The organism is Borreliella bissettiae DN127 (assembly GCF_000222305.1).
GTDB lineage: Bacteria > Spirochaetota > Spirochaetia > Borreliales > Borreliaceae > Borreliella > Borreliella carolinensis.
Genome location: NC_015910.1, coordinates 19,625 through 30,767 on the forward strand (window position 1 = coordinate 19,625; position 11,143 = coordinate 30,767).

The 11,143-nt window shown below is 26.8% G+C and carries 12 protein-coding genes and 1 pseudogene; 10 read left to right on the forward strand and 3 right to left on the reverse strand.

The features are described from left to right. Window positions 1–47: 47 nt before the first annotated feature. The 7 genes and pseudogenes from BBIDN127_RS05545 (at window position 48) to BBIDN127_RS05575 (ending at window position 5,904) form a co-directional block, all read left to right on the forward strand. Window positions 48–1,145, forward strand: a complete 1,098-nt coding sequence (locus tag BBIDN127_RS05545; protein ID WP_014017747.1) for a plasmid maintenance protein — start codon at window positions 48–50, stop codon at window positions 1,143–1,145. A gap of 9 nt (window positions 1,146–1,154) precedes the next feature. Next, window positions 1,155–1,721, forward strand: coding sequence for a DUF226 domain-containing protein (locus BBIDN127_RS05550; RefSeq protein WP_010258652.1), 567 nt, complete (start codon window positions 1,155–1,157; stop codon window positions 1,719–1,721). Continuing rightward, entirely contained in the window at window positions 1,697–2,446 is a 750-nt protein-coding gene (locus tag BBIDN127_RS05555; protein WP_014017748.1) for a ParA family protein, read from the forward strand. Before BBIDN127_RS05550 ends, BBIDN127_RS05555 begins: the two co-directional genes overlap by 25 nt. Window positions 2,447–2,485: 39 nt before the next feature. Beyond that, on the forward strand, window positions 2,486–3,007 hold the full coding sequence (locus tag BBIDN127_RS05560; RefSeq protein WP_014017749.1) for a chromosome replication/partitioning protein: 522 nt from the start codon (window positions 2,486–2,488) through the stop codon (window positions 3,005–3,007). A 12-nt stretch (window positions 3,008–3,019) separates the two neighbouring features. Beyond that, window positions 3,020–3,577, forward strand: a complete 558-nt coding sequence (gene bdr, locus BBIDN127_RS05565; RefSeq protein WP_014017750.1) for a Bdr family repetitive protein — start codon at window positions 3,020–3,022, stop codon at window positions 3,575–3,577. A 524-nt stretch (window positions 3,578–4,101) separates the two neighbouring features. Further along, window positions 4,102–5,427: pseudogene (locus tag BBIDN127_RS05570) on the forward strand (DUF244 domain-containing protein). A 51-nt stretch (window positions 5,428–5,478) separates the two neighbouring features. Beyond that, the gene (locus tag BBIDN127_RS05575) at window positions 5,479–5,904 is read left to right on the forward strand and encodes a DUF261 domain-containing protein (RefSeq protein ID WP_014017512.1); all 426 of its coding nucleotides are present in this window, start codon (window positions 5,479–5,481) and stop codon (window positions 5,902–5,904) included. Window positions 5,905–5,909: 5 nt separating this feature from the next. On the opposite strand, the gene BBIDN127_RS05580 is transcribed toward BBIDN127_RS05575, so the two are convergent. Beyond that, window positions 5,910–6,686: a site-specific integrase gene (locus BBIDN127_RS05580; RefSeq protein WP_014017753.1), complete on the reverse strand. Its 777-nt coding sequence runs from the start codon at window positions 6,684–6,686 to the stop codon at window positions 5,910–5,912. Between the two features lie 431 nt (window positions 6,687–7,117). On the opposite strand from BBIDN127_RS05580, the gene BBIDN127_RS05585 reads away from it, so the two are divergent. Beyond that, window positions 7,118–7,864, forward strand: coding sequence for a hypothetical protein (locus BBIDN127_RS05585; protein ID WP_014017754.1), 747 nt, complete (start codon window positions 7,118–7,120; stop codon window positions 7,862–7,864). 101 nt (window positions 7,865–7,965) lie between these two features. Here the strand turns inward: BBIDN127_RS05585 and BBIDN127_RS05590 are convergent, their stop codons facing one another. Together BBIDN127_RS05590 and BBIDN127_RS05595 are read right to left on the reverse strand one after the other, a co-directional pair. After that, window positions 7,966–8,655: a hypothetical protein gene (locus BBIDN127_RS05590; RefSeq protein ID WP_014017755.1), complete on the reverse strand. Its 690-nt coding sequence runs from the start codon at window positions 8,653–8,655 to the stop codon at window positions 7,966–7,968. A 12-nt stretch (window positions 8,656–8,667) separates the two neighbouring features. Continuing rightward, on the reverse strand, window positions 8,668–9,012 hold the full coding sequence (locus BBIDN127_RS05595) for a TM2 domain-containing protein (protein ID WP_014017756.1): 345 nt from the start codon (window positions 9,010–9,012) through the stop codon (window positions 8,668–8,670). A 215-nt stretch (window positions 9,013–9,227) separates the two neighbouring features. Here BBIDN127_RS05595 and BBIDN127_RS05600 point away from each other — a divergent pair, with 215 nt between their 5' ends. Both BBIDN127_RS05600 and BBIDN127_RS05605 read left to right on the forward strand, forming a co-directional pair. Continuing rightward, complete coding sequence (locus BBIDN127_RS05600; RefSeq protein WP_014017757.1) at window positions 9,228–9,794, forward strand: DUF603 domain-containing protein; 567 nt, start codon at window positions 9,228–9,230, stop codon at window positions 9,792–9,794. Further along, complete coding sequence (locus BBIDN127_RS05605; RefSeq protein WP_014017758.1) at window positions 9,791–11,143, forward strand: PBSX family phage terminase large subunit; 1,353 nt, start codon at window positions 9,791–9,793, stop codon at window positions 11,141–11,143. The genes BBIDN127_RS05600 and BBIDN127_RS05605 overlap by 4 nt, the downstream gene beginning before the upstream one ends.

The window sequence follows — 11,143 nt, forward strand, 5'->3', positions numbered from 1 at the left end:
GCATTATAATAATTATTATTATTAATTATAGAAACAGGAGAAAAAACATGAAAGGTTCTTCAAATACCACAAAAAGTACAACTTGCCACAACAAACACCAACATAAATTAATATCTCTTACTTCAACGCTAGATTTTCTAAACAAAAAAGATAAGAAATACACGCAACAAAACATACTCTACTACTTTAATGAAAATCTTAAAAGAAATGGTCTAGCTCCCACTACTTTAAGAACAATGCAAAATTATCTTTATAAATTAGAAAAAGTACTAAAAGTTACAACTAACTACTACCAACACATGGGTGTAAATTGTGGAACAGAAATTTACTATAAGCTAAAGTATCCCAAAAAAGAATGTTACCAGAAAATCAACAAGTACTTTAAAGAACGAAAAAACTCTAGATTTAAATCTAGAGTTAATAACCATTTTAAAGACAATATTTCTATAAATGGTAGTGTAAATTCAGTGGAGTGTTTAAATAATAAAAATAATAAAAAAGAAGAAAGAAAAAATAATCAAAAAGAGAAATATCAACTAAGAAATTATTTCAATAATTGTAACTTTAAAACGGAAGAAGCTCTTTCTATTCTGAATTTAAATACTGATAAAAATACGAAGATTGAAGCAATGAATATCTTAAAACAAAATGAAATTGCCCTAATAAAAAAATTCAATATAAAAAAATCTTGTATGAAAGAAAAGCAAAACACATTAAAAAATATTCTAAATAACACTCAGAAAGAATTCGAACAGAATGGATATAATTCGGAACAATTAAAAATAAGTTTGCAAAAAGTATACGAAAATTACAAATTTAAGCCCCATTTTATTATTGAAAATCACAAATATAGCGATTTAAATAACATAAAACGCAAATTGGAAAAGTCGATTGAAAGAAAAAAACAAAATTCTCAACAAAATTATCAAAATTTAAAGGCAAACATTTTCAATATCCTTATTGAACGACTAAAAAAAGAAACAAATATTGAAATTCTAAAGCCCATTATCAAAGAATATTTGAATAAACAAAAGAAAATAGAATACAATAAAGTATTTGGTACATATTATCTTGAATTATTAGAACTAATAAAAAATGAAAAAAAATCTTTAACTGTAGAAGAATTTAACATAAAGGCTGTATGAGGATTTAACATGGAAAATGCACTCGAACCTATTGAAACTGTAAAAAAAGGCAAATGTAAAGTTGAATGCCAAAATAAAGAACGCTTTATTTTAATTGAAAAAGAAAATGGGAAAGCAATGTACCATACAAAAATAATGATGGACATTTACAAATTTGGAGTTTATGAAAAAAAACACGAATTTAGGCTATCATTGAGGGCGTTATTTAATGGAGAAAGAATTGTTGAAGAAACTCACTTGTACCCAATTAAAGAAGGAGACAAGTTTATTGGTATTTTTTATGGTTATAGAAAACCAATTAAAAAACCGTTAATAAAGTATCAAATAAACGGAACTAGAAAAGCATATGCATTAGCAAGGGCATATTATATGGAATTTAGATTTAAAGCCGGAAGTGTTTTCTGCTATTTCAAGGGATTATATCGTTTATTGGATAAAAAAAGAACCAATAATCACTACAACAAAGTTTTATTTAGTATGTTTACAGATTTAGAACAACAAGTATATAAATTTTATGGGAAAAAATACCCCGAACAAGGACCGCTAATCAAATGGATAATAAAAAACCTAAAATAATAACAATAGCGTCAATCAAGGGCGGTGTTGGCAAAAGCACAAGTGCAATTATATTTACAACGCTATTGTCCCAAGATTGCAAAGTGCTTTTAATTGATATGGATACACAGGCATCAGTAACTAGTTATTTTTACAAAAAAATAATAGAAGACGATTTTAATTTATTAGAAAAAAATATATATGAAGTTTTGAAGGGAAATGTATTAATTGATAATTCAGTTATAAATATTAGTAATAATTTAGACTTGATACCCAGTTATATAAGTTTGCACAAATTTAATAAAGAGGCTATAACATTTAAGGAAATTAAACTTCAAAAACAGCTATTAAATTTACAATTCAATTACGATTACATAATAATTGATACGAATCCCAGCCTAGATTATACACTAACCAATGCTTTAGTATGTAGTGATTATATAATAGTTCCAATAACAGCAGAGAAATGGGCTGTTGAAAGTTTGGAACTTTTAAAGTTCTCAATTAGTGATTTAGCCATTGATATTCCAATTTTTTTAATAATAACTAGATTTAAAAAAAATAATACCCATAAGACGCTATTTAGTTCGCTTAAAGACAATAAGAATTTTTTGGGGTTAATTTATGAAAGAGAAGATTTAAATAAAAAGATAGCAAAAAATGATCTATTTAATTTAAATAGAGATTATATGCTAGAGTACAAAAATATATTAAATAAATTTATAACAATAACCACGTCCAGGTAACTGGACATGGTTGCCATTTTAAATGAAAGGAGTCCATATATGGAGATAGTATTGAACAAAAGAAACCTAGAAGTGCTAAATGAAGCCGAAGAACATTACAAGAAGTTAAAACAAAGATTAAAATCTAGTTTTCAACAAGAAATTTATTATAAGATGGAAGTTATTAAGATATTAAAAGAAATAAAAGATAACGAATATTATAAATTAGATGGATACAGAACATTTGAAGATTTTATCAAAGATTATCATTTAGCAAGGAGTCAAGCATATGACTATTTAAAAATAGCAAATGCAATTAAAGACGGCATTTTAGAAGAATCTTATGTAATAGAGAATGGTGTTACAAAAACGCTTGAGTTCTTAAGAAAATCGCCAAATGTTTTGAAAAAATCTAAACAAAATCCAATAAAACCTTTAAGATTTCAACTTAAAAAGCAAGAAAGCTATGATTTTTATAAAAGTAATGCTAAATTTACAGGATTTATGTTAGATAAATTATTTAGTGATGGAAAAGAAATAATTAAAAAACTTATGAAAGAATATAAAGAATTAAAAGGATAATATGGAGATTTTATGAATAGTTTGACTTACAGAACATACAATATAGAAAGTATAAAAAATGAATTTTTAAAGATAGGATTTAGTGAAGAAGCAATAGATTTTGTTTTTCTTCATAATGAAAATTACAATTATGAAGTTTTAAAAGAAAAATTGATTAATGTAGAAAAGAATTTAAATCTAAAAATAGATAATTTAGACTCTAAGATTGATACTGTTGAAAAGAATTTAAATCTAAAAATAGATAATTTAGACTCTAAGATTGATACTGTTGAAAAGAATTTAAATCTAAAAATAGATAATTTAGACTCTAAGATTGATACTGTTGAAAAGAATTTAAACACTAAAATAGACAATGTTGAAAAGAATTTAAACACTAAAATAGACAATGTTGAAAAGAATTTAAACCTAAAAATGGATGGCTTTAATATGAAAATAGACAATGTAGAAAAGAGTTTAAATCAAAAACTTAGCATGGGTAACAGACTAGTACATTTTATGATAATAACAGCAGCAATTCTAGGGCCAATTTTGAATGCCCTATTTATGAAATATATACAAGGTGGCAAATAATAATATATTGTAAAATTTGATTTTTTAAAATGGCACATTATAATATTGATGAAGAGTATTGTCAATTAACACTTAATTTTTGCTTTTTCATAAAGTAGAACTTATTTGAATTTTTTAACAAGAGAATTTAAATAGGTTCTTTTATTTTAACAAATACAAATTGATTTTAATTCTAAATTGAACTATATTCAATTGTTGAAAAGCTTTTTAAAATTATTTTAATAAGTGAATTCGGCTAAACCCTAGCTTTATTAAGTTCTTTAACAAGAGAATTTAATAAAGTTTGTATTTATTATAATAATTTCTGGAAAAAGTTGACCAAAATAATTTTTGTTCCTATTATAATAATAGTAGGAGGAAATTTACTCCATTTATGTTATTATAAATCCAATTTAGCTTGGGCTTAACTAAGTTTTTTTGTTTGAGAACATAGTTAAGCTCTTTTTTTGTAAAAATTGTTATAAAAAGTTGGCAAAAATAGTTTTTGCTATATACTTAATAAGTATAGAAACAGGAGGGAAAATATGATAAACATATCAAACAATAATAACCCACAAGAAATTAATCAAGGAGAGCTCAAAATGATAAGTGTTGAACAACAAAGTTTTACTGGATGTGAAATATTTGAGGAAAAATCTTCTCCCATTAAAGAAAAAAGTAAATTAAGCAAGATAGGTAAGAAATTACCCGGAATAAGTAGTCAAGAGTGTTTTAGATTTAATTGAAATATTGATTTTAGTGTGCAAAGAAATGAACTTGATAGATACGGTGCTAGTGAAGTAGGTAATGTTTTGATTGGTGGTGCAGGGCTAAAAGATTTAATGATTAACAGAGTGCTTAAATATTTTGGAATGAGCCTACCTTTTGAAGAGAATTTGTATATGCTCAAGGGCAAAGAATTAGAGAATTTAGGATTTAGAGAATTTGTTAAAGCACATGGTGATAATATTGATATTTTGTATAAGAATAAATATGCCAACGGTGTTGATAAGTATAATTATTTCAAAAAAATGGGTAGTGCAGAAAGTTTAGTAGGCTCAACAATTGATGGATGGTTTATCAATAATGCTGGTGATTTAGAGCTTTTAGAAATTAAAAATAGCGACTCTCATTATATGAGCAGTGCTATTGCTGAGTACAATAAAAATAGAAATTTTTTAAGTAGTAAATATTTTTTCAAATACTATGTGCAGGCACAAATGCAGCTAGCATGTACTGGGCTTGAGTATTGTAATTTATTCTTTTTAATCGATGCAGCACCAGTTAACTGTAAGATTAAGAGAAATGAGGACTTAATATCAAAAGTGTTTGAATTTGTTAATAAATGTGAATTAGAAATTATAAATTTAAAAAAAGATATTTATAGTAAATATAGAGAGGAATACTTAATGGCACACAATTTTAATGAGGAAACGTTTATAAAGCTGGTGGAAGATTTAGTAGAAAGGAGCGATTTTTATAATTCTGGAGTTGAGTTTGATTGGGCAAAAGAATTTGTAGAATATGTTGATTGTGTAGACCTTGAAATTAGGGATAATCAAGCTGCTGAAAATCTTGCGTGTGATCTAATGGAGATTGATAGTATACAGAAAGAATTAAATAGAATTCAAAACGAAAATAAAAAAAGAGAAAAGCCTTATAAAGATAGGCTGAAGATGCTAATTTACAATATTACAAATACATGTCCACTAATTGAGCAGCTAAATTATAGATTTGGAGAGTTTGTGTTTACTCTTGATCCTAAGAAAAGGGCAATATCAGATAGATTAAGGGGACTACTTCCAACAAGTGGAGCATTATTTTTCCTAAGCAATATAGCATTTGCAAATACTGTCAGTGTCCCCATGTGAATGGGTGCACTAAAAAATTAAAGAAATAATTTAATATAGGAGAGGAAATCAATGATTATTAATAAAATAAAACAAGACAATAGAACTTTAAGACCAGAGATACAAAAATGGGGTTGTTACTTTTTGTGTCTACATTACTATACAAGTCTATTTAAGAAGCGTGAATTTAATGCATATGATATAAATACAGCGTATTATAGATTTATAGGACTTGGCTACATTAAGAGTAATTGTTTTATTATAAATCCATGTATGATACTTAATTACTACGGAATTAGAAGTAGTGTAAGATATGAGTCTTTAAATTATTTGGGTGCAGCAAATGAATTTGAAATAAGTGAAGTTAAAATTGATAAGGTTAATGGGTATCACTTTATAGCAACAAAAAATAAAGAAATATTATATGATTCACTTGACTTAAAGCCACGTGGGAAAATATTTAAAGTAACTTCAAAGCGTATATTTAGGCTAAAGTAGTTTATTTAAAGTTTAAGGCACTTTTTAGCACATTCATAAGCTTGAATTTTATTAGCAGAAGATAGGCCGTAGATATTATCAATTTCATTGGTTGAAGAATATTTCATAAGTTCTTTAATTTGAAAAGAATTGTAGCCGTTAGATTTCAAATTTGAAATAAATAAGTTTCGACACAAATGGAGAGATTTATTTACACGAAACCCCGACTTTTTAAGAAGATTTTTAAATTTATTAGAAATATGGATAATGCTAATTTGGTTGTCTTTAAACTTATGTTTGGATTTTTGAAAAAAATAAGTACGTCTTGTATCAAGATTTTTCTCATTAAAATGATTTTTGTGTGCTGTTTGGATAGCCTCTAACTCTTCTGAGTTGATAACAATTTCTCGAATGCAAGTGACATTTCTTTTTTTTGCCACATTTACTTTTATGTTGTATAAAGTTTTTCCAGTTTTGCTTAAAAAGGGAGTAATATCTTGCATTTTTACTTTTTGCAGTTCGGCCCCCCTACACCCACTTATTGCGAGTAAATGTAAAAACCAACCAGATATTGGATCAGTTTGTTTTAATGTTTTGATGCATTTTTCAATTAGTTTGCCAATTTTTGGGGTCAAATAAAATTTAGGAGTTGGTTTTGAAGTTTCTTTTTTATTTTTGGAAGAATTTTTTAGAGAATTTTTAAGAATTTTATTTTCATTTACCACATTTTGATAATCTTGAAATAGTTTGAGCATAAAATCTATGTTGAAATTATTTAAATTAAAATAATTATTCATGTCCATAAAATCCTCTCCTTATAAGCGTTACTTTTAGGTTAAGTAAAAGCAATAAAAATAGATAAAAAATGTAATTTATATTTTACCAAAAACCTAAAAAATTAGTCAAATTTAGAGTGTTCTCATTGCAAGAGAAATTTGGATTGTAGGGTAGCTGTGATAAACAGAAGTGTCAATTTTTAAGGGGTGGACTTAAGAAAGATATAATACTTTAAGTGATATATAGCAAAGACTTTGAAATTTAATTTGTATGTGTTTTATAATCTATTTTAATGAGTAGGTCATTTGCAATGGAGAGATTTTTGGGAGTTGGTTAAAATTACATTTGCGTTTTGTTAATATGTAACAGCTGAATGTAACAAAATTATATATTTAAATCTTTGAAATATTGCAATTATTCGGTATTGTGGTAAGATTTAGACTTTATGGAGTAACTTATGAAGAAGATAATGAAAATATTTATTATTTGTACTGTTTTTGCGATGATAAGTTCTTGCAAGAATTATGCAAGTGATAAAAATGTGAAAAATTTAGAACAAAATTCAAGAGAACAAGTTGAGGGATTTTTAGATGTTTTAGATTCAAAATATGAGATAAAGGATAAAGAGTTGGCTGGAGGCTTTGAAAACTTTAATGGTGATTTAGAAGGTGAAGTTGCAATGCAAGGCGATCAACCACAAGAGCAAGTAGATCAAGGCGTTTCTGAAGATTCTAAATTAAAAGAAGAGCTCGAAAAAAAAATAAAAGAATTAAAAGAGAAAATAGAGAAATCGAATCCCAAGAATACTTCTTTTAAAACATATTGTGAATATGAAAAGGAAATAGAAGAATTAAAGGAAAAATTAAAAGATAAAGAAAAATTTGAAAAAGAATTAGAAACTCTTGAGAAAGCGTTAAAAGAAAAAATAGAAAAAAGAAAAAAGGAATTAGAAGATGCTCAAAATAAATTTAAAGACTTTGAAAGTCAAGTTAAATCTACTGATGGGAGAACTCAAGGGGATCAAGTTAAAAAACAAGGGCAAATTGGATTTCAGGCCTTAAAGTGTGCAAAAGAATTGTGTTTAAATGTAAGTTATTCTAGCAGCACTGATACTGATAGTGATCAGTTAGCAAAAAAAGTTATAGAGGATGCACTTAAAAGTATTGAAGAAGAGCTTAAAAAGTTAAATAATAAAGAAGAATAGAAAAAATGGTTTTAAAAATATAAATTATAATAGCACAAGACGGGGGGTCTTCTTGTGCTATTATTTGCATTGCTAATTGTTAAAGTATTTTATATGTCCCGTTAATTTTTATCGATTTTTATGCTAGTGTTTTTTGTTTTGCTGCTATTGTCTTCTTTTATGAAATGTTTTTGATATTTTTCATATAATTTTTTATGATTTTCAAGATTAAATGCTATTGGTTCTTTAAAAATTTCAAAAGCTATTTTAAGGGTTTTAGAAGTTAGTACTTTTTTTGAAAAATCTTCTGATTTAGACGGAGGAATCCTAAGACTAGTAAAAATATAACTATGATTATATAAATTAGCTGCCGAATAACATACTATGTTGCCTTGTTTAATTTCTTCAGGGGTAATTCTGCATTCAGATATTCCAATTGTTAGTTCAGATTCTTTTTCATTATCGAAGCTATATTTAATTTTAATTTTATTTGATCTTATATCATATATATCATAGAAACCAATATCATGTTTAGTGGTAATGTTATTAAAATCAAAATCATAAAAAATTCCCCGGTTACTATTAATTAAACGCATGAGTGCATGATTTTCATTTAGCCAATTTTCGGGTCTTTCTTCTGATTTTGTTGCAATCCAAGAGTATTTTTTATTATTTTCTTTTTCATTTGTAAAAAATTTACTATTTCCTAATATTTCTTCATTATTATTTTTGTTGTTGCCATTATTTGATTTGCAGTTTAAAATAATTGTCATCAATGTTATTAACATTGCAAACATTGTTTTTTTTGTCATTTAAAATCCTTTTTAAAATTTATTTATTAATATTCTTATAAAATCAATAAAAACAATAATTTCCAGTATTGCTAATACGGGTAGAATAATTATTAGTCCAAAACCCAGGGTAAATAGATAAAAAAAAGGAGATAAAAGAATTATACATAAAAACGTAATACCAGTTCCCATTTTTCCCACATAAAATCTATGTGCCCCTAAATAACCAAAAAATAAGCATAATAATGCTGCTATTAATTTGTTATAAGATTTTTTAACTTGTTTATTTTTAACTCCACAAGAAATACAAATTTCAGCATCTTTTTTAATTGTTTTGCCACAAGAATGGCAATATATTTCGTCAACAGCTTTTGACATGATTTTACACTCCTTTTTAAAATAAAACATACTTATCTAAAATCATTTAATATAAGTAAATTATATTTTTACGTATTTAAATTTAATGAACATTTGAAATATAGATCAAGAGTTAATAGGTATAAAGAAATTTACCGTTTATGTTAACAATTAATAAATTGCTTTACTATTTAGAGTAATAATTTGTTAATTTTGTTATTTTAGGAGAAATTTTTTTGAAAAAAGGTAAAAGGTCTTTTGATGATTATGTTGCATATTTTAGAGAAGGATTGTTAGATGATAGAGAAATAGCGACTAAATTAGGAGTTTCTAGGGTAAATGTGTGGAGGATGAGGAGAAAATGGGAAAGTGGAGGAAGTTCTGTTAACGATGATTCTAGATTATCAATTAGTGAAGATACTTTTGAGCACCTTTTATCACAAACTTTTAGATCAGAAGTTAACGCTAGGAAAGTTAGAAGCGAATTGGATGTAGAGCGGGCTAATTTAGAATTAGGGTTTATACGTTCATTTAAACAATATTTTGGTGTTGAGCTTGTTAGCATACGTACTAAAATAGAAAATTTAAGAAACGAAATTGATGCATTAAATAAAGCAAGTAATAAAAAAAATAAGTTAGTTGATAATGAAGAAATTAATTCTTTGAAAAGTGAACTTAATGAATATGTAAAGGAATATTCAATAAGAGAAATGGAGCTTTATTATGAATGTATTAAAAAACTTGCAACTGCTAATGAAGCTGAAAGCAAAAGCAACTACAAAAATAGTAAAGGGCACAAGTGAACTTATATCAAACAAAACTTTTTACAACACTCCAAAAGGAATACAAAAATAAATATGGAGTTGATATATCACAATTTGTAAAGCTAACAAACTGCTCAATTAATTTTGCTAAGTTTGAAGAAAAACAGCTAACTTTAAAACAAAAAAATGTGATAGAAAGTATTCAAAAGAATAATGAAAAGAAGATTATACTCAGCGGAGGTATAGCTAGCGGTAAAACGTATCTTGCATGTTATCTTTTTCTCAAAAGTTTAATTGAAAATAAAAAGTTATACTCTAGTGATACTAATAATTTCATTATTGGCAATTCACAGCGTTCAGTTGAAGTTAATGTTTTGGGGCAATTTGAAAAGCTATGCAAACTTCTTAAAATTCCTTATATTCCAAGACATACAAATAATTCATATATTCTGATTGATTCACTTCGTATTAATCTATACGGAGGAGATAAGGCAAGTGATTTTGAAAGGTTTAGGGGTAGTAATTCGGCACTTATTTTTGTGAATGAGGCTACAACTTTACATAAGCAAACATTAGAGGAAGTCTTAAAAAGACTTAGATGTGGACAAGAAACTATTATTTTTGATACTAATCCCGATCATCCGGAACACTATTTCAAAACTGATTATATTGATAATATAGCGACTTTTAAGACATATAAGTTTACAACTTATGACAATGTTTTACTTAGCAAAGGATTTATAGAAACTCAAGAGAAACTCTATAAAGATATCCCATCATATAAAGCAAGAGTTTTGCTAGGTGAATGGATAGCAAGCACCGATTCAATTTTTACACAAATAAATATTACTGAGGATTATGTGTTTACTAGTCCAATAGCATATTTAGACCCAGCATTTAGCGTTGGGGGGGATAACACTGCATTATGTGTTATGGAGCGGGTTGATGATAAGTATTATGCTTTTGTATTTCAAGACCAACGACCAGCCAATGATCCATATATTATGAATATGATCAAGACCGTTTTAGAGAATTTCAATGTACATACACTGTATTTAGAGGATAGAGACAATACAAAAGGTGCTGGTGGATTGACTCGTGAATATATGTTGCTAAGAAATAATATGAGCCAATATTTTAGAATTGTTCCAGTTAAGCCAAAATCTAATAAATTTAGCAGAATAACAACGTTAATTACGCCGTTTACTTACAAGAAACTTTACATTACAAAGTACAGCAGTTCTTCTGTATTTAATGATATTTATTCGTATAAGGGGGATAATAAAACCCATGATGACGCTCTTGATGCAATATCTGCAGCATATTTGATGTTGTCTTTAGGATATAGAGAGAGAAGTGTTCACTTTGGCAACCAAAGATTTTTGTAA

Coding starts and splice junctions, on each gene's coding strand:
- BBIDN127_RS05585 (WP_014017754.1), top strand. CDS start 7,118: ATGAAGAAGATAATGAAAATATTTATTATTTGTACTGTTTTTGCGATG.
- BBIDN127_RS05555 (WP_014017748.1), top strand. CDS start 1,697: ATGGATAATAAAAAACCTAAAATAATAACAATAGCGTCAATCAAGGGC.
- BBIDN127_RS05545 (WP_014017747.1), top strand. CDS start 48: ATGAAAGGTTCTTCAAATACCACAAAAAGTACAACTTGCCACAACAAA.
- BBIDN127_RS05575 (WP_014017512.1), top strand. CDS start 5,479: ATGATTATTAATAAAATAAAACAAGACAATAGAACTTTAAGACCAGAG.
- BBIDN127_RS05580 (WP_014017753.1), bottom strand. CDS start 6,686: ATGGACATGAATAATTATTTTAATTTAAATAATTTCAACATAGATTTT.
- BBIDN127_RS05560 (WP_014017749.1), top strand. CDS start 2,486: ATGGAGATAGTATTGAACAAAAGAAACCTAGAAGTGCTAAATGAAGCC.
- BBIDN127_RS05550 (WP_010258652.1), top strand. CDS start 1,155: ATGGAAAATGCACTCGAACCTATTGAAACTGTAAAAAAAGGCAAATGT.
- BBIDN127_RS05590 (WP_014017755.1), bottom strand. CDS start 8,655: ATGACAAAAAAAACAATGTTTGCAATGTTAATAACATTGATGACAATT.
- BBIDN127_RS05595 (WP_014017756.1), bottom strand. CDS start 9,012: ATGTCAAAAGCTGTTGACGAAATATATTGCCATTCTTGTGGCAAAACA.
- bdr (WP_014017750.1), top strand. CDS start 3,020: ATGAATAGTTTGACTTACAGAACATACAATATAGAAAGTATAAAAAAT.